Below are 18,221 nucleotides of genomic sequence, written 5' to 3' on the forward strand. Positions count from 1 at the left end.
ATCAAACCGGGGCGTCGTCGGTGACAACGCGGTCGATCAGTCCGTATTGAACCGCCTCTGCCGGGGAAAGGAAGTAGTCGCGGTCCGTGTCTTCGGCGATCTTCTCGAGCGGCTGGCCAGTGTGCTCGGCCATCAGCCCGTTGAGGGTGTCTTTGAGATAGAGGATTTCCTTGGCCTGGATCTCGATATCCACCGCCTGGCCCTGGGCGCCGCCGAGGGGCTGGTGAATCATGATCCGCGCGTTCGGCAGGGCCAGGCGCTTGCCCTTGGTGCCGCCGGAGAGCAGGAAGGCGCCCATCGAGGCCGCCAGGCCGTAGCAGATGGTCACCACATCAGGAGACACCTGCTGCATGGTGTCGTAGATCGCCAGGCCGGCGGTCACCGAGCCACCCGGCGAGTTGATGTAGATCTGAATGTCCTTCTCGGGATCTTCGGCTTCGAGGAACAGGAGCTGGGCCACCAGGGCATCAGCCACCTGGTCGTCGATACCGGTGCCCAGAAAGATGATCCGCTCGCGCAGCAGGCGCGAATAGATATCGAAAGCCCGTTCGCCCCGGCCGGACTGTTCCACCACGGTGGGCAGCACGCCCGGGGCCGCCATCGGGGCTGTTGCGCTCCGCAAAGCGATGGTGGCTTCCGGGCGGGTCCCCAGCCAGCGGTTCTGGATCGGGTGAGGGGTGCTGGCGTTGATCACGCGGCCGGACTTGTCGTCAGTCCGGCCAATCTATGGGGATCAGGCTTCGGCAGCGGGCTCGGCGTCGGTCTCTGCCTTGGCCTTTTGGGCGGTGCTCTTCTTGGCCGCCGCCTTTTTGGGCTTGTCGCCCTCGGCTTCAGGAGCCTTCTCGGTGATGGTGGAGTTGCTCTCCAGCCAGCCCATCAGCTTCTCGCGCATCAGGTCTTCCTGCACGGCCTGGCGCAGGCGGGCGGGATCGATGCGGGAGTTGTCGCTGAAGCCGCGGCTCAGCTCCTTCACCTTCGCCTCGATTTCATCAGCGGCCACCTCGATCTTCTCGGCGCTGGCCAGGGCCTTGAGGGCCAGGCTGCGCTTGAGGCGCTCCTCCGCTTCGGGGCGCGAGGTTTCGCGCAGGCTCTGGATCAGCTGGGGGGTGAACAGCTTCTTCACGTCCATGCCCTGTTGGGCGAGCTGGCCGGCGGTTTGCTCCAGCAGCGAGATGATTTCTTCCTGCACCAGGGTTTCGGGCAGTTCCACCTCGAGCTGCTCCACCAGAGCGGCCAGCAGGGCGTCGTGGCGGTTCGACTCGTTGCGGCGCTCGGCGTCTTCCTTGAGGCGCTCCTCTAGGTCGGCGCGCAGCTCAGCCAGAGTCTGTTTGTCGCTGGCCTGCTGGGCGAAGGCGTCGTCGAGGGCGGGCAGTTCGCGGGCCTTCAGCTCCGTGAGGGTGATCTCAAAGCTGGCCTTGCGGCCGGCGGCGTCTTCCTGGGGGTATTCCTCGGGGAACTGGCAGGCCACGGTCTTGCTGTCGCCGGGCTTCATGCCGATGATCCCTTCCACGAAGCCGGGGATCATGCGGCCGTCTTCGAGCTCCACCTCCATCGCGTCGGCGCTGCCACCGCTGATGGCTTCGCCGTTGTCGGTGAAGGTGCCGGAGAAGTTGATCACGGCCACGTCGCCGGATTCAGCGGCACGCTTCTCCACCGGCACCAGGGTTGCCAGCTGGCGGCGGGACTGCTCGATCAGCTCATCCACGCGGGCGGCATCGAAGCTCACGCTCTCGGCTTCAGCCTTGAGCCCCTTGGTGCTCTTGAGGCTGGGGGTGGGCTCCACATCCATTTCAAGGGTGAGGCTCAGCTCCTTGCCGGGCTCGAAACGCTCGAGCAGGGCTTCAAAGCCGCCATCCACGCTGGGCTGGCCAATGGCCGGGATCTCTGCCTGCTTGAGGGCATTGCGGAACACGTTGTCCACCAGCTCCTCGAGGGCGGTGGCGCGGATGCGCACGGCGCCGATCTGCTGCACGAGCACGGCGCGGGGCACTTTGCCTTTGCGGAAGCCGGGCAGCTTGAGCGTGCGGCTGAGCTTCTCCACCGCCTGCTCATGGCTGCTCTGAGTCAGGCCTGCGGGAACACCGATCTCCACCGCCATCCGGCTGCCGGGGCGAGGGCTGGTGCTCACCTTGAGCTCGGATTGGCTGGCAGTGGAGGCGGCAGGACTCATGGATCGGCGTCTAGGCAGCCCACGATCCTATGAACTGACGTGTGACAGGCCGATGCCCAGCGTCGCCGGCACTGCGTTCGCCGCGTATTGTTGGAAGCAAGAACAGCGACCTGAAGATCTCTTAGCGAAAGCCCGCTGGGCTTCCGCACACTGTTTGGCAGATCGCATCAGCCCTGGCGCGTCCCGCTGCCACAGCCACAGCCTCTGCAACTGCGGCTGCCCTGTTTCCGGATCACGTTCTCCGTTGCTCAGCGACATCACTGCACCTGAACCACGCACCTGAATCACCGTTGACCAGCTCCATTCGCCCTCTGCCTCAGCGCCCTCTGCACGTGGCCGTTCTTGGTGCCAGCGGTGCCGTGGGTCAGGAGCTCCTGCTCCTGCTGGCCGAACGTCAATTCCCCGTTGGCCGCCTCACCTTGCTGGCCTCACCCCGTTCAGCCGGTCAGACCGTGACGTGGAACGGCCAGACCCTCACGATCGAGCCCGTGAGCGCTGAAGCCTTCAACGGCGTGGATGTGGTGCTGGCTTCAGCCGGCGGTTCGGTGTCTAAGCAGTGGGCGCCCGTGGCCGCCGCTGCCGGTGCCGTGGTGATCGATAACTCCAGCGCCTTCCGCATGGATGCGGAGGTGCCTCTGGTGGTGCCCGAGGTGAATCCTCACGCCGCTTTTGGCCACAACGGCGTGATCGCCAATCCCAACTGCACCACGATCCTGATGACGCTGGTCCTCGCGCCGCTGGCGGCCAAGCGGCCTCTGCGCCGGGTGGTGGTGAGCACGTATCAGTCCGCCAGTGGCGCCGGTGCCCGTGCCATGGAGGAGTTGGCCAACCTCAGCCGCACCGTGCTGGACGGTGGTACGCCGGAGAGCAGCGTGCTCCCCTATTCCCTCGCTTTCAACCTCTTTCTGCATAACTCGCCGCTGCAGCAGAACGGCTACTGCGAGGAGGAGCTGAAGATGCTCAACGAAACCCGCAAGATCATGGGGCTGCCCGATCTGCGTGTGTCGGCCACCTGTGTGCGGGTGCCGGTGCTGCGGGCTCATTCCGAGGCCATCAACATCGAGTTTGAAGAGCCGTTCCCGGTGGATGAAGCCCGTGCGCTCCTCGCCGCGGCACCCGGTGTGGAGCTGATTGAAGACTTCAGCTCCAACCGCTTCCCGATGCCCACCGACGTGACGGGGCGCGACGCCGTGGCTGTGGGCCGGATCCGTCAAGATCTCAGTGAGCCCAATGCGCTGGAGATCTGGCTCTGCGGTGATCAGATCCGCAAAGGTGCGGCGCTCAACGCGATTCAGATTGCCGAGCTGTTGCTGGATCCGGCTGCCGCCGCCGCCGCCGGAGCGGCCACTGCAGGTGCTGTCGCTTGAGCACGATGGCCGCACCACTGCAGCCCGGCGCTGCTTCCCCCGCTCCCTTTGGCCGGGTGATCACCGCGATGGTGACCCCGTTCGCCGCTGATGGCTCCGTGGATCTGGAGCTGGCCGCACGCCTCGCCAGCCATCTGGTGGATCACGGCTCCGATGGTTTGGTGCTCTGCGGCACCACCGGCGAGTCCCCCACCCTCAGCTGGGACGAACAGCATCAGCTGTTCTCGGCGGTGAAGGTTGCCGTGGGTGGGCGCGCCAGCCTGCTGGCGGGCACCGGCAGCAACTGCACCGCTGAAGCCGTGGAAGCCATCGCTGAAGCCGCGGCTCTCGGCGCCGATGGTGCGCTGGTGGTGGTTCCCTACTACAACAAGCCGCCCCAGGCGGGCCTGGAAGCGCATTTCCGCGCTGTGGCCGCCGCTGCTCCCACGCTGCCGCTGATGCTGTACAACATCCCGGGCCGCACCGGCTGCAGCATCAGCCCCGAGACCACCGCTCGGCTGATGGATTTGCCCAATCTGGTGAGCTTCAAGGCCGCCAGCGGCACCACCGAAGAGGTGAGTGCCCTGCGCGCCCTCTGCGGCGAGCGGCTGGCGATTTACAGCGGCGACGACGCCCTGCTGCTGCCGATGCTGGCTGTGGGTGCCGTGGGCGTGGTGAGCGTGGCCAGCCATGTGGCCGGCGATCAAATCCAACAGATGGTGCAGGCCTTCCTCGCCGGTGATCACCGCACGGCTCTGGCGCTGCATGAACAGTTGCTGCCGCTGTGCAAGGCGATGTTCTGCACCACCAATCCCATCCCCGTGAAAGCCGCGCTGGAGCTCAGCGGCTGGCCCGTGGGTGCCCCAAGGCTTCCTCTCGTATCCGCTTCTAACGACGTGCGCGATCAACTCACTTCCGTTCTGGCAGCCCTGCGTCCCACCTGACGCCAAGGCCCACCGGAGCACGCCACGGCGTTCGCTCCCCCGATGTTTCCGTTCTGCTTCCGGCTGCGCCGGACCCCCATTCCTGAATGACGAACCAAGCCAAGAAACCCTGTCTGCGGGTCATCCCCCTCGGTGGCCTTCACGAGATCGGCAAGAACACCTGCGTTTTTGAATACGGCGACGACATCATGCTCGTGGATGCCGGCCTGGCATTCCCCAGCGATGGCATGCACGGCGTCAACGTGGTGATGCCGGACACCAGCTATCTGAAGGAAAACCAGAAGCGCATCCGCGGCATGATCGTGACCCATGGTCACGAAGATCACATCGGTGGCATTGCCCACCACCTCAAGAACTTCAACATCCCCGTGATTCATGGCCCGCGTCTGGCGCTGGCGATGCTCACCGGAAAGATGGAAGAAGCCGGTGTGATGGATCGCACCATTCTTCAAACCGTCGCTCCCCGCGATGTGGTGAAGGTGGGTCAGCACTTCTCGGTGGAGTTCATCCGCAACACCCACTCGATGGCCGACAGCTTCTCGCTGGCCATCACCACTCCTGTGGGCACCGTGATCTTCACCGGTGACTTCAAGTTCGATCACACTCCTGTCGATGGTGAGACCTTCGACATGGCTCGCCTGGCCCACTACGGCGAACAGGGTGTGCTCTGCCTGTTCAGCGACTCCACCAACTCTGAGGTGCCGGGCTTCTGCCCGCCGGAGCGCTCGGTGTTCCCTTGCCTGGATCGCCACATCTCCCAGGCCGAAGGCCGGGTGATCATCACCACCTTCGCCAGCTCGATTCACCGCGTGGCGATGATTCTGGAGCTGGCCCTCAAGAACGGCCGCAAGGTGGGCCTGTTGGGCCGCTCCATGCTCAACGTGATCGCCAAGGCCCGCGAGCTGGGCTACATGCGCGCTCCTGATGATCTGTTTGTGCCGATCAAGCAGATCCGTGATCTGCCCGATCGTGAAACCCTGCTGCTGATGACCGGCAGCCAGGGCGAACCGCTAGCTGCCCTGAGTCGCATCTCCCGCGGTGAACACCCGCAGGTGCAGGTGAAAAACAGCGACACGATCATTTTCTCGGCCAGCCCCATTCCCGGCAACACCATTTCGGTGGTGAACACCATCGATCGGTTGATGATGTTGGGCGCCAAGGTTGTCTATGGCAAGGGTGAAGGCATTCACGTGTCGGGCCATGGCTTCCAGGAAGACCAGAAGCTGATGCTGGCGCTCACCAAGCCGAAGTATTTCGTGCCCGTTCACGGCGAGCACCGCATGCTCGTGTGCCACAGCAAGACCGCTCAATCCATGGGCGTGCCTGCTGAAAACATCCTGATCATCGATAACGGTGATGTCGTGGAACTCACCCCCGATTCGATCGCCAAGGGTGATCCCGTGAAGGCCGGCATCGAGCTGCTCGATGCCTCCCGCAACGGCATCGTTGATGCCCGCGTGCTCAAGGAGCGTCAGCAACTCGCCGACGACGGTGTGATCACGATGCTGGCTGTGATCAGCACCGATGGCGTGATGGCCGCTCCGCCCAGGGTGAACCTGCGTGGTGTGGTCACCGCTGCGGATCCCCGCAAGCTCAGCCTCTGGGCCGAGCGCGAGATCACCTGGGTGCTCGAGAACCGCTGGCAGCAGCTCTCGCGCAACAGCGGCGGCAAGGCCCCCGATGTGGATTGGATGGGCGTGCAGCGCGAGATCGAGATCGGCCTGCAGCGCCGCCTGCGCCGTGAGCTGCAGGTGGAGCCCCTGATCATTTGTCTGGTGCAGCCCGCCCCCGGCGGAACCCCCGCCTACAAGGGCCGCGCTGATGCCGAGCCCGATACTCGTCCCGCCCCCCGCGGTGGCCGCGGCGGTGGCCGTGATGGCGGTCGTGATATTCAGCGCGGTGAGCGCCCGGAGCGTGTGGAGCGCTCCCAGCAGCCTCGCCGTGAACTGGCGGCTGTGGGCGCTGCCCCGGCTCCAGCCCCCGCCGCTGCCGCCGCAGTTGCAGCTCCGGCGGCCACACCTGCCCGGGTGGAGGAGCCTGAGATCAGCGGTCGTACCCGTCGCCGCCGTTCGGCTGCAGCGAGCTGAAGCGGATCCAGCTGGGCTCGGCCTGGGATTTAGATCCGGGTCGAGCCCAGGCCGCTGTGGGCCAGATACTGCTGCACCAGGATTCCGCCTAACGGAATGGTGATCAGCAGGGGCAGGCCACAAAGCAGCACCGATCCGAGCATCAGTAGCCCTGCCACCAGTTCCCACTTGAGCAGTCCGGCTCCAGCGGGGCTGTTGCCCACCTCTTTCACCGAAGTGATCACAGCCGGCAGGGCGGCCTGCTGATCACAGACCACGCGCCGGATGATCACCGGTGTGGCAATCGCCACTAGTACCCCGGGCACGATCAGCAGCAATAGGCCGATCCCGGTGGCCAGGCCCACCACCGCGCCAGCCCGTACAAACCGCCAGAAATCTCGGCGCAGCAGCTGCAGCATCGCTGTGGCGCTGGGGTGGCTGCCTTGCTCAAAGGCCAGGGCCGGCAGCATCTGCAGGCTCACCCCCAGCAGGTTGCTCCACAGGTTCAAAGCCACAGCGCCCACAGCCAGGGCCAGCCCGGGCAACAACGCCAGCAGCGGATTGAGCTCGGCCAGGCCTTGCAACCCAGCACCAAAGAGTTGGAGCAGGGCCACCCCCAGGGCGGTCAGTACCGCCAGGCCTTCGAGGATCAGGTAGCTGCGCCAGTGACGCTTGAACAACGTCCACGCAGCGCCCAGGCTTGGGGCGGTGACGTGGATCGTGCCTGTTTCAGGGCTGGGTTGCAGCACGGGCTCTGGCGCCGGTGGCTCGGTGGTTTCCACCGAGTGGTCTGCGCGGCTCGTGAGCCGCACAAGCAGCAGGCCGCGGTCCAGTTCGTTGCGCTCGGCGTCGCTGGGCGGTGCTGGGGTGTCCGCCACGGCTGCGGGAGGTTCCGCCGATGCTGGGGTGGGCTCCGGTGGGGGTGCGGCCTCGCTCTGGGTTTCCGTGGATGCGGTGGTGCTTGCTCCCGTCCAGGGAGTGGCGGCGGTTCCTGCATCCGAGCTCGGGGTGGCCGCGGGTTGGGCAGCTGGAGTGGCTGTGGCCCAGGCCTGTTGGATGGATGCCAGGGCCTGTTGCGGGTCGTCGAGTTGGGCTAGCCAGGGGGTTGCCGGTAGGTCGCTGGTGGGTTGGCTGCTGGGTTCGCTGGCCAAGGCGCTGACCGGGCTGCTCCCGGGATTGGTCTGGGCGGGCTCCGTTTGCTGAGCGCAGAGTCGCAGGCTCTGCTCGGCCAGTTGCCGGTACGTGGGTTCCGGGCAGCTGCTTAGAACTGCCTGGTAGGCGTCTTCCGCCTGGCGCGTTTGGCCCAGGCCATAGAGATGGATGTGGCCGATCAGCAGCTGCAGGCGTTGATCCAGCAGGTCGCTGCGGTTGGGCTGGAGCTGTGGCTGAAGAGCCTCGGCCTGCTGCAGCGCACCCGCGAAATCACCCTGGCCATAGGCCCGCTCCACGGCGCTGTAGGCCTGCTCCTCCGGGCTGGGCATGGGCACTGGGGGCATGCGGGGGCTGCTTGTTCCCTTGTTTAGGGCGAGTCGGGTGGCTCTGCCCTGTGCGGTGGGCCAGCGCTGGGCTGCTGCAACCAGAGGTGCTGCCGGTCCCACTGCAACCGGAGTCCCTTGCGCAGGTCAGTGCTGCCCGGCTCGCGGCCATGGGTCAGGCGGCTGAGGAGCAGGTCGAGCTGCGGGGCTGGGAGGTTGCTCACCCCCTGGCGGGCCAGCCAGTGCTGCAGCAGTTGCCGTTGGTTCGCAGGTTGCAGGGCCACCAGATCGCGTCGCCGCAGGGCGATGGGCGGCGCGGGCGGGCCGGCCAGCAGTCCTGTCAGGGCAAGCTCCACCAGCTCCTGTTGGCTGTCCTGCTCCTGGCCCAGCCGTTCGGCCACGCCGCTGATGCGTCGACTGGCGCCTGGGTGCAGTTGCTCGAGCACCGGCAGCACCTCCTGGCGCAGGCGGTTGCGGCTGTAGCGGGGGTCCTCGTTGCTGGCATCCGGCCAGAGGGGTAGGCCCAGCTGCGTGTGGATCTCGCCGGTTTCTCCGCGGGTGAACAGCAACAGTGGCCGCACCAGGGTGAGCTCCGCTGTGAGCGGCCGCTGCGGGCGCAGGCTGGCCAGGCCGCGGCGGTGGCTGCCGCGGGCCAGCTGCAACAGCAGGGTTTCAGCGCGGTCACTGGCGGTATGGCCGGTGACCACATGGCTGGCGCCGCAGCTGCTGGCGGCGGCTGCCAGGGCGGCGTAGCGCCAGGCGCGGGCGGCCGCCTCAGTGGGCTCAGGCTCCCGCCACACCTCCATGTGGAGGGGGATCCCCTGTTGGGCCGCCCAGCGCGCCAGTTCACTGGCCTGCTCGCCCGCGTTGGCCCGCAGCTGATGGTTGCCGTGCCATAGCTGCAGCTTCCAGTGATGCAGGCGCTGCAAATCGTGGAGCAGGCCCACCAGGACCATTGAATCCTGGCCGCCCGACACCGCCAGCAGCAGGCTGGCTCCATCGGGCAGCAGCGCCGGCCGCTGCAGCAGCCAGCGGTGCAGGCGCAGGTGGTGGCGGCTCCAGCGTTGCGCCAAATGCTGCGTGGGAGAATCGTTCCACTCTGTCTGCACTGGTATGTCGCGTCTCGCCCAGCTGCCCGCTTCGCTTCGTCTGGCTCTGGAGGAGCGCCGCGCCCTGAAGGTGATCGCCGGTCTCACGAACTTCGATGCCGCCAGTGTGGAGCGCATCAGCCGCGCGGCCGGTCTGGGCGGTGCTGATCTGATCGATGTGGCCTGCGATCCGGCTCTGGTGCAGCTGGCTGCCGAGGTGAGCGGCCTGCCGATCTGTGTGAGCGCCGTGGATCCCGAGCTGTTCCCCGCTGCCGTGGCCGCCGGTGCCGCCATGGTGGAGATCGGCAACTACGACGCCTTCTATCCCCTGGGCCGCATCTTCGATGCTGAGGAAGTGCTGGCGATCACCCGTCGCACCCGCGAACTGCTGCCCGAGGTGGTGCTGAGCGTCACCGTGCCGCACGTGCTGCCCCTCGATCAGCAGGAGCAGCTGGCCGTTGATCTGGTGGTCGCCGGTGCAGACCTCATCCAGACCGAGGGCGGCATGAGCGCCAAGCCCTTCAGCGCCGGCAGCCTCGGCCTCATCGAGAAGGCTGCTCCCACCCTGGCTGCTGCCCACAGCATCAGCCGCGCCGTGAGCGTGCCTGTTCTCTGCGCTTCTGGTCTGTCGTCGGTCACCGTGCCGATGGCGATCGCCGCTGGTGCCGCCGGCGTGGGTGTGGGTTCGGCGGTGAACAAGCTGAATGACCAGCTGGCCATGGTGGCTGTGGTGCGCGGTCTGCGCGAAGCTCTCGGCAGCGCTGTGAACGCCGCCGTTTGATCGCGAGAGCAGATCACAACGCTCTACATCCAGCCTGAACTGCAGGAGCGCTCAGGCGTGAAACCCATGACGACGTTGCGGCGAGCGCCGCCCGTTGTTGTGGGTTTTTCATTGCTCTGGTTGGTGCAGTGGCCGGCAACCCCCGCTTCGTTGCTGATGAGCACCACGCCCCTGGGCTGACTACCCGAGAATGGCCTGATGGCCACTCCGTTTCAGCTTCACGCTCCCTACAGCCCCAAGGGTGATCAGCCCGAGGCGATCAAAGGCCTGGTGGCTGGCGTGGAGGGCGGCGAGCGCTATCAGACGCTGCTGGGAGCCACGGGGACGGGCAAAACCTTCACCATCGCCAATGTGATCGCCCAGACGGGGCGGCCGGCGCTGGTGCTGGCGCACAACAAGACATTGGCGGCGCAGCTGTGCAATGAGTTGCGGGAGTTTTTCCCCAACAACGCCGTTGAATATTTCATCTCCTACTACGACTACTACCAGCCGGAGGCGTATGTGCCCGTCTCCGACACCTACATCGCCAAAACGGCGTCGATCAACGAAGAGATCGACATGCTGCGCCACTCGGCAACCCGCTCGTTGTTTGAGCGGCGCGATGTGATTGTGGTGGCCTCGATCAGCTGCATCTACGGCCTGGGTATTCCCAGTGAATACCTCAAGGCGGCGGTGAAGTTCGAGGTGGGTGAAACGCTCAATCTGCGCGGTTCGTTGCGGGAGCTGGTGAACAACCAGTACTCCCGCAACGATCTGGAGATCTCCCGCGGCCGCTTCCGGGTTCGGGGTGATGTGCTCGAGATCGGCCCGGCTTATGAAGATCGGTTGGTGCGGATTGAGTTGTTTGGCGATGAGGTGGAGGCGATCCGCTACGTGGATCCCACCACTGGCGAGATCCTGCAGAGCCTGGAGAGCATCAACATCTACCCGGCCAAGCACTTCGTGACCCCGAAGGAGCGGCTGGCTGATGCGATCAAGGCGATTCGCAGCGAGCTGCGTGAGCGATTGGATGTGCTCAATGAACAGGGCCGCCTGCTGGAGGCCCAGCGGCTGGAGCAGCGCACCACCTACGACCTGGAGATGCTGGAGCAGGTGGGCTACTGCAATGGCGTGGAGAACTACGCCCGCCATCTGGCTGGTCGCCAGGCCGGTACGCCGCCGGAATGCCTGATCGATTATTTCCCTGACGACTGGCTGCTGGTGGTGGATGAGAGCCACGTCACCTGCAGTCAGCTGCAGGCGATGTACAACGGCGATCAATCGCGCAAGCAGGTGCTGATTGAGCACGGCTTCCGCTTGCCCTCCGCTGCTGATAACCGCCCCCTGAAAGGCTCGGAGTTTTGGGAGAAGGCGCGGCAGACGATTTTCGTGAGCGCTACCCCGGGCGACTGGGAGATGCGCCAGAGCGATGGCCAGGTGGTGGAGCAGGTGATTCGCCCCACAGGCGTCCTTGATCCGATCGTGGAGGTGCGGCCCACCGAAGGCCAGGTCGACGACCTACTGGGGGAGATTCGCCTGCGCGCCGACAAGCGGGAGCGGGTGCTGGTGACCACCCTCACCAAGCGCATGGCCGAAGACCTCACCGACTACCTGGCTGAGAACGGCGTGCGGGTGCGTTACCTCCACTCCGAGATCCACTCGATCGAGCGGATCGAAATCATCCAAGACCTCCGCAACGGCGAATACGACGTGCTGGTGGGGGTGAATCTGCTGCGGGAGGGCCTCGACCTGCCCGAGGTGTCGCTGGTGGCGATCCTCGATGCCGACAAGGAAGGGTTCCTGCGGGCGGAGCGTTCCTTGATCCAGACCATCGGCCGCGCCGCACGCCACGTGGAGGGGGTGGCGCTGCTCTATGCCGACAACCTCACCGACAGCATGGACAAGGCGATCACGGAAACGGAGCGCCGCCGTGCCATCCAGCACGCCTACAACGAGAAGCATGGGATCACGCCCTCGCCTGCAGGCAAGCGGGCCGGCAACTCGATCCTGGCGTTTCTGGAGGTGTCGCGCCGGCTCAACGATGAGCAGCTCGAGCAGGCCACCGAGCAGGCGGAGCACAACGAGGTTCCCCTGGATGCCCTGCCTGAATTGATTCAGCAGTTGGAAGAGAAGATGAAGAATGCCGCCAAGAATCTGGAGTTCGAGGAAGCCGCCAACTTGCGTGATCGCATCAAAGGTTTGCGCCAGAAACTGGTGGGTAAGCACTGAAATTCTTTAAGACTTTTACGTCAGCATTTGTGCATCATTTTGGGATGTTTCCCGAAATGATTCCTGTTTGCGCGTGGAATTTCGGCTAAAGCTGAGCTAATCGGCGGAGAACAGGGTGGGTTTTTATCTGCTTCATTTGCATTTGCACGGGCTGTTTCGAGGGCGTGACCTCGAATTGGGGCGCGATGCGGATACCGGCGGTCAGACCACCTACGTGCTCGAGCTGATGCGGGCCCTGGCGGCTCGCCCCGAGGTGGATCGGGTGGAGGTGCTCACCCGGCTGATTCACGACAAGCGCGTTTCTCCGGATTACGCCGAGCCGCTGGAAGATCTGGGCGGTGGAGCCTGCATCGTGCGCCTGCCCTGTGGGCCGCGCCGCTATCTACGCAAGGAACTGCTCTGGCCCCATCTCGATGAGCTGGCCGATGCCGTGGTGGCCCACATTGCTGCGCAGGATCGCCGGCCGGATTGGATTCATGCCCACTACGCCGATGCGGGTTATGTGGGAGCGCTGGTGTCGCAGCGGCTCGGGATCCCTCTCGTGTTCACGGGCCATTCCCTGGGTCGCGAAAAGCAGCGTCGCCTGCTGGCCGGTGGGATGACTCACGATCAGATCGAGCACGCCTATGCCATCGGTCGCCGCATTGATGCCGAGGAGCGCACCCTGGCTCAGGCCGCCCTGGTGATCACCAGCACCCAGCAGGAGGCGCAGCAGCAATACAGCCGCTACGACCGCTTCATCGCCAGCCGTGCGGTGGTGGTGCCGCCCGGTGTGGATGCCCGCCGTTTCCACCCCCAACAGTTGCCCGGGGAGGAGCAGACCGTGGCGGAGCTGATGCGGCCGTTCCTGCGCGATCCGGCCAAGCCGCCGCTGCTCTGCATCTGCCGCGCCGTGCGCCGCAAGAACGTTCCAGCCCTGGTGGAGGCCTTTGGCCGCTCGGCCCTGCTGCAGGAACGTCACAACCTGGTGCTGGTGCTGGGCTGCCGTGAGGACCCCCGCTCCATGGAGAAACAGCAACGCGATCAGTTCCAGCAGATCTTTGAGCTGGTGGATCGCTTTGATCTCTACGGGCGGGTGGCCTATCCCAAGCAGCACCGTGGCGACGACATTCCGGCGATTTATCGCTGGGCAGCGCGCCATGGCGGTGTGTTCGTGAATCCTGCGCTCACCGAGCCCTTCGGCCTCACCCTGCTGGAGGCCGCAGCCTGCGGGTTGCCCCTGGTGGCCACCGATGACGGCGGGCCGCGCGACATCCTGCAGCGCTGCGCTAACGGCCAGCTCGTGGATGTGACCGACCTCGACGATCTCCAGCAGGCCCTGGAATCCGCCGCTGCTGATTCAGGCCGCTGGCGCCGCTGGCGCGATAACGGCATTGAAGCCGTGAGCCGCAATTTCAGCTGGGATGCCCATGTGTGCGCCTATCTCGGCCAAGCCCAGCGCCGCTGCCAGGAGTTGATGGAACAGCGCCCGCAACCCGTCCTGCCGGCCTCGGCGGCGGCGCCGGTGCAGCGGCTGTTGCTGCTGGATCTCGATGTGTGCCTGGATGCCCCGGATCCTGCCGGGCTGCAGGAGTTGCGGCGCCGTCTGGCGGCTGATGCCAGCTGTGGCATCGGCATGCTGAGTGGCCGCAGCTTCGCCTCAGCCAGCCTGCGCTACCACGAGTTGCATCTACCCCCGCCGCAGGTGTGGATCCTGGAGGCCGGCGCCGAGATTCTGTATGGCCCTGAGGGCGTGCCGGATCTGGCCTGGCGAGACCACATCGCCCAGGGCTGGCAGCGGCAGGCTGTGGAGCAGGCCTTGGCTGATCTGGCCCCGCGCCTGGTGCTGCAACCCCAGGTGCAGCAGGGCCCTTTCAAGCTGAGCTACACCCTTAAGTCGCCCACGGCTGGTGTGCTCGAGATGGTGCGTCAGCGCCTGCGCCAGGGACGGTTTGAGGCCCGCGCCCATCTCTTCCACCATTGGTTCTTGGATGTGTTGCCGCTGCGGGCCTCCAAGGCGGAGGCGATCCGCCATCTGAGCCTGTGTTGGGGCCTGCCGCTGGAGCAGGTGCTGGTGGTGGCGTCGCAGCAGGGTGATGGCGACCTGCTCAACGGTCGCGCCCTAGGGGTGGTGGTGGGTGATCACGACCGTTCCCTTGATGATCTCCGCCGCCGCTCCAAGGTGTTCTTCGCCTCGCGCCGGCAGGCGTGGGGTGTGCTGGAGGGCCTGGATCACTACCGCTTTCTGCGGCGCTGACCTCGGCCTGGCCCTCAGAGAGGCGGTTGCTCCTGGCTGCGGTAGAGGTCGCGGTGGGGGTTGGCATCCGGCAGCCAGTAGCTGATGTCTTCATGCCAGTAGGGGGTGCCTTCCAACCGGCTGGAGCTGAGCTTGGTGGTGGCCATCGCCGTCACCAGAGCGCCCATGTCCACCGGGGAGAGGTCGGTGAGCACGTCTTTGCCGGCAATGTTCATCAGTTCCGGCAGGCGGGTGGCCATGGCGGGATTGGCCAGCTTTTTGAACACCTCCTTGAGCACCAGCTTCTGCCGCTCCATCCGGCCGATGTCACCGAGCTCATCGTGGCGGAAGCGCAGGAATCCCTCCAGGGCTTCTCCCTTGAGCAGTTGCCGGCCCGGATAAAGGTCGATGTACAGGCCTTGGCTGTTGTCCACGTAATACATGCGTTTCGGCACGTCCACCTCCACGCCACCGATGGCGTCCGCCAGCCGCTGCACGGCTTGGAGGTTGAGCACGAGGTAGCGATCAACCCGGGCCGAGAGCAGCTTGCTCAGCTCCTGCTTCACCATGTCGGGCCCGCCGCTGCTGTAGAGGGCGTTGGCCTTCATCACGCCGTAGCGATCGGATTCGATGAAGGTGTCGCGCGGCACCTGGGTGAGCTCGGTGCGGCCATCGCGTAGCTGCACCGTGAACATCACATCGGTGTTGGTGCTCACATGGTCGGTGCCCATCACCACGATGCGCCGGTCGCCCATGCCGGCCGGTGCCACCAGGGAGCCGATCACGTTGCTGGGGTGGTGCAGTCCGGCGAGCAGGCCGGTGGCGAGATGGGGAATCGGGCCATTGAGGCCGTAGCCCAGGCCAATGCCTGCCATGAACAGGGGCAGGCGCGGCAGACCCCGTTTCCCGGTTTGGGGGCGCCGCCGTGGATCCATCGGTGTCACCGTGGCCTGGCGGGCTGGCGCTGTGCCGCGACGGCCCTGCCGCTCCTGCTTTTCCACAGGTTTCAGCCGGCCGCGGGATGGGCGGCGGCGCGGCGCGGGATTGGGCTGGGCCTGCGACATGGACGGTGTGCGTGGGCGCACCGTATCGCGCGTCTTCCCTTGTGGCCAGGGGCATCTGGGCCTCTCGCCCAGCTGGATCAGCCGCCCGGCAACACCGAGATCGCGGCCGCCGCCTGATCGGCGCGCTGACGGGCTTCCTCGAGATTGGCGCCGCTGGCCAGGGCAACGCCCATGCGCCGGTGCGGTCGGGCATCGGGCTTGCCGAACAACAGCACCTGCACATCCACCTCCGCCAGGGCCTGCTCGAGGCCGCTGAAGCGCGCGGCGTCGCTGGCCTGCTCCGCCAGGATCACGCGGCTAGCGGCCGGGCCGGTGGAGCGGATCTCGGGGATCGGTAGGCCCAGCACCGCGCGCAGATGCAGTTCGAATTCGCTCAGGTTCTGGCCCGCCAGGGTCACCAGGCCAGTGTCGTGTGGGCGAGGGGAGAGCTCGGAGAACACCACTTCACTGCTGCCGTCTGCCCCCCGGCACACGAAGAACTCCACCCCGAAGATGCCGGCCCCACCAAGGTTGTCGGTGACCTGGCGCGCCATGGTTTGGGCGGCGGCCAGTTGATCCCAGTCGAGGTGGGCTGGCTGCCAGCTGCATTGGTAATCGCCCCGCTCCTGGATGTGGCCGATCGGCGGGCAGAACAGGGTGGGCCCGTTCCACTGCTTCACGGTGAGCAGGGTGATCTCCTGCTCAAAGCGCAGAAACTCCTCCACGATCACCCGCGCGCCGCTGCCGCGGGCGCCGGCCATCGCCGCCTCCCAGGCCGCGGCGATCCCTTCGGGCCCATCCACCACGCTCTGGCCCTTGCCGGAGGAGCTCATCACTGGCTTTACCACCACGGGCCAGCCCAGGGGTGCGGCGGCGGCAGCCAGCTCCTCAGCGCTTTCGGCGTAGGCGAAGCGAGCCGTGCGCAGCCCCAGCTCGCTGGCGGCCAGATCACGGATCCGATCGCGATTCATCGTGACCGCCGTGGCCCGGGCGGTGGGAATCACGGTGATGCCACCGGCCTCGAGCTCCGCCAGGGCATCCACCGCCAGCGCCTCGATCTCCGGAATCACCACATCAGCTTGATGGCGCCGCACCACGGCCTTGAGGGCTTCGGGGTCGGTCATCGCCACCACTTCGGCCTGATCGGCCACCTGCATCGCTGGTGCGCCGGGGTAGCGGTCCACGGCAATCACCCGGCAGCCGAGGCGTTGGGCGGCGATCGCCACCTCCTTGCCCAGCTCTCCGCTGCCCAGCAGCATCAGCGTGCGCGGAAAGGTGGGGCTGGCCATGGCCGCGGCTGAGGCGAGAGACTGCCCCGATCCTGCCCCGGCGCCCCCCTGTGCTGCAGTTCTTCCCGTTGGCCTGGCTGTTGTTGGGCTATGCCACCGCCGGCGATGCGGCTGATGGCCTGCTCAATGGTCTGAGCATCGAGAGCCTGCAGCGCTGGACCCTGGTGTATCTGGGGATCTCCGCTCTGGCCTTCATCGTGGTCTGGCTGGTGGGTTACCTGCGCCGGCCTGGTTGAGCCGCCGCCTCAGGCCAGATCGATCAAGCCGGATCAATCAGATCCAGCTGCCGCACCGGCGACTGCTCATCGATGAAGCCATAGGCGGCAAATACCGAGGCATCGCTGTGGGTGATGTGCTGCCCATCGCTGTGGCGCTCCAGCACAAAGCCCTCGTTGGCCATCCGGCGCATCAGGGCGGCCGCTTCTTCAAACCGTGCCGCCATCGCCTCAAGGCTTGCGCAATCGGCGGTGAGGCCCGCTTCCTTCCAGGTGAAGTACGCCATCAGGGGAGCAGCACCAGTCCCAGCATTACAAGGATCAGGCTGATCAGCCAGAAGCCCACCACCACCTGCTGCTCGCTGGCACCGCCCAGCTCGAAGTGGTGATGCAGCGGCGCCATGCGGAACACGCGTTTGCCCTGGCCGGTGGCGGGGTTCTTGGTGGCTTTGAACACCCACACCTGCACGATCACCGACAGCGATTCCGCCAGGAACACCCCGCCCATCAGCAGCAAAGGCCAGAGGCTGTTGCTCAGCAGCGCCACCGCCGCCAGGGCCGAACCCATGGCCAGCGATCCGGTGTCGCCCATGAACACCCGTGCCGGGTGGCGGTTGAACAGCAGAAAACCCAGCCAGCAGCCGGCCATCGCGGCGCAGAAGCCCGCCATTGCCGGATCGCCCTCGTGGCCCCGCAGCATCAGCTGGATGCCCAGGCCGCTGAACACGATCGCGCCGCATCCCCCCGCCAGACCATCGAGGCCATCGGTGAGGTTGGTGGCGTTGCTCTCGGCCAGGAATACAAACAGGCCCAGGGGCAGGATCAGGAGTCCCAGGGGCAGCACCCAGCCCAGCGGTAGGGCAATGAACGGAGCGAGCTGTTGATCCCAATGGGCCCAGGCCAGAAAGGCGATCGCGCTCAGCCCCTGCAGCAGCAACTTGGCGCGGGGGCTCAGGCCGGTGTTGTGGCGCTTGGTGAGGCTGCGCCAGTCGTCCACCGCTCCGATGGCCATGGTGGCCAGCGTGATCGCGGCCACCGCCAGCAGGCGGTGATCGGCCGGTGCCACCAGGCCGCCAGCAATCACGCCCACCGGCACCACCAACAGGCCGCCCATGGTGGGGGTGCCCGCCTTGCTCTGGTGGGCCTGGGGTCCTTCTTCGCGGATCACCTGGCCCAGCTTCAGCCGCCGCAGCTGCGGCACCCCCCAGGCGCAGATCACGGCGCTCACCACCGCGCTGATCAGCAGCGGTGGCGCCAGCTGTGGTGCCTGGCTGAACCAGTCGCACAGGGCGCTGAGCCCTAACAGCAACAAACCCAGCAACAGCGCCAGAGAGCGGCTGTTGCTGGGCATGGAGGCGATCAGCCTGGTGGGGGAGATCAA

At 66.1% G+C, this 18,221-nt stretch carries 15 protein-coding genes; 7 read left to right on the top strand and 8 right to left on the bottom strand.

What is annotated here, in order from left to right; translation table 11 throughout:
* Nucleotide 1: 1 nt before the first annotated feature.
* Both clpP and tig read right to left on the bottom strand, forming a co-directional pair.
* The gene (gene clpP / locus H9532_RS07980) at nucleotides 2–694 is read right to left on the bottom strand and encodes an ATP-dependent Clp endopeptidase proteolytic subunit ClpP (RefSeq protein ID WP_296367150.1); all 693 of its coding nucleotides are present in this window, start codon (nucleotides 692–694) and stop codon (nucleotides 2–4) included.
* A 39-nt stretch (nucleotides 695–733) separates the two neighbouring features.
* Nucleotides 734–2,170 (bottom strand): trigger factor, encoded by a 1,437-nt coding sequence (gene tig / locus H9532_RS07985; RefSeq protein ID WP_296367152.1) that lies wholly within the window; start codon nucleotides 2,168–2,170, stop codon nucleotides 734–736.
* Nucleotides 2,171–2,460: 290 nt separating this feature from the next.
* Between tig and H9532_RS07990 the strand changes: the two genes are divergently transcribed.
* The 3 genes from H9532_RS07990 (at nucleotide 2,461) to H9532_RS08000 (ending at nucleotide 6,547) form a co-directional block, all read left to right on the top strand.
* Nucleotides 2,461–3,537: an aspartate-semialdehyde dehydrogenase gene (locus tag H9532_RS07990; RefSeq protein ID WP_296367154.1), complete on the top strand. Its 1,077-nt coding sequence runs from the start codon at nucleotides 2,461–2,463 to the stop codon at nucleotides 3,535–3,537.
* A gap of 5 nt (nucleotides 3,538–3,542) precedes the next feature.
* Nucleotides 3,543–4,460, top strand: coding sequence for a 4-hydroxy-tetrahydrodipicolinate synthase (gene dapA / locus H9532_RS07995; protein WP_296367156.1), 918 nt, complete (start codon nucleotides 3,543–3,545; stop codon nucleotides 4,458–4,460).
* An 86-nt stretch (nucleotides 4,461–4,546) separates the two neighbouring features.
* Nucleotides 4,547–6,547 carry a ribonuclease J gene (locus tag H9532_RS08000; protein WP_296367158.1) on the top strand — a complete coding sequence of 667 codons (2,001 nt, stop codon included), beginning with the start codon at nucleotides 4,547–4,549 and terminating at the stop codon, nucleotides 6,545–6,547.
* Nucleotides 6,548–6,576: 29 nt separating this feature from the next.
* Here H9532_RS08000 and H9532_RS08005 read toward each other — a convergent pair whose 3' ends face one another.
* Nucleotides 6,577–8,022, bottom strand: a complete 1,446-nt coding sequence (locus H9532_RS08005; protein ID WP_296367160.1) for a hypothetical protein — start codon at nucleotides 8,020–8,022, stop codon at nucleotides 6,577–6,579.
* 23 nt (nucleotides 8,023–8,045) lie between these two features.
* The gene (tilS, locus tag H9532_RS08010; protein WP_296367162.1) at nucleotides 8,046–9,074 is read right to left on the bottom strand and encodes a tRNA lysidine(34) synthetase TilS; all 1,029 of its coding nucleotides are present in this window, start codon (nucleotides 9,072–9,074) and stop codon (nucleotides 8,046–8,048) included.
* A gap of 40 nt (nucleotides 9,075–9,114) precedes the next feature.
* Here tilS and H9532_RS08015 point away from each other — a divergent pair, with 40 nt between their 5' ends.
* The 3 genes from H9532_RS08015 (at nucleotide 9,115) to H9532_RS08025 (ending at nucleotide 14,314) form a co-directional block, all read left to right on the top strand.
* Nucleotides 9,115–9,870 (top strand): DUF561 domain-containing protein, encoded by a 756-nt coding sequence (locus H9532_RS08015; protein ID WP_296367164.1) that lies wholly within the window; start codon nucleotides 9,115–9,117, stop codon nucleotides 9,868–9,870.
* Between the two features lie 198 nt (nucleotides 9,871–10,068).
* Complete coding sequence (uvrB, locus tag H9532_RS08020; RefSeq protein WP_296367166.1) at nucleotides 10,069–12,078, top strand: excinuclease ABC subunit UvrB; 2,010 nt, start codon at nucleotides 10,069–10,071, stop codon at nucleotides 12,076–12,078.
* Between the two features lie 115 nt (nucleotides 12,079–12,193).
* On the top strand, nucleotides 12,194–14,314 hold the full coding sequence (locus H9532_RS08025) for an HAD family hydrolase (RefSeq protein WP_296367168.1): 2,121 nt from the start codon (nucleotides 12,194–12,196) through the stop codon (nucleotides 14,312–14,314).
* A 14-nt stretch (nucleotides 14,315–14,328) separates the two neighbouring features.
* Here the strand turns inward: H9532_RS08025 and H9532_RS08030 are convergent, their stop codons facing one another.
* Together H9532_RS08030 and purT are read right to left on the bottom strand one after the other, a co-directional pair.
* Nucleotides 14,329–15,357: an LCP family protein gene (locus H9532_RS08030; protein ID WP_296367170.1), complete on the bottom strand. Its 1,029-nt coding sequence runs from the start codon at nucleotides 15,355–15,357 to the stop codon at nucleotides 14,329–14,331.
* 77 nt (nucleotides 15,358–15,434) lie between these two features.
* Nucleotides 15,435–16,625, bottom strand: coding sequence for a formate-dependent phosphoribosylglycinamide formyltransferase (purT, locus tag H9532_RS08035; RefSeq protein WP_296367173.1), 1,191 nt, complete (start codon nucleotides 16,623–16,625; stop codon nucleotides 15,435–15,437).
* Between the two features lie 50 nt (nucleotides 16,626–16,675).
* Between purT and H9532_RS08040 the strand changes: the two genes are divergently transcribed.
* Nucleotides 16,676–16,861 (top strand): cytochrome B6, encoded by a 186-nt coding sequence (locus tag H9532_RS08040; RefSeq protein WP_296367176.1) that lies wholly within the window; start codon nucleotides 16,676–16,678, stop codon nucleotides 16,859–16,861.
* A gap of 23 nt (nucleotides 16,862–16,884) precedes the next feature.
* Here H9532_RS08040 and H9532_RS08045 read toward each other — a convergent pair whose 3' ends face one another.
* Both H9532_RS08045 and mraY read right to left on the bottom strand, forming a co-directional pair.
* Entirely contained in the window at nucleotides 16,885–17,127 is a 243-nt protein-coding gene (locus H9532_RS08045; protein ID WP_296367179.1) for a hypothetical protein, read from the bottom strand.
* A complete protein-coding gene (mraY, locus tag H9532_RS08050; RefSeq protein ID WP_296367455.1) occupies nucleotides 17,127–18,191 on the bottom strand; it encodes a phospho-N-acetylmuramoyl-pentapeptide-transferase in 1,065 nt (354 codons plus the stop codon). The genes H9532_RS08045 and mraY overlap by 1 nt, the downstream gene beginning before the upstream one ends.
* Between the last annotated feature and the right edge of the window lie 30 nt (nucleotides 18,192–18,221).

This window comes from Vulcanococcus sp. Clear-D1 (genome assembly GCF_014654725.1).
In the GTDB taxonomy this organism is placed as follows: Bacteria; Cyanobacteriota; Cyanobacteriia; order PCC-6307; family Cyanobiaceae; genus Vulcanococcus.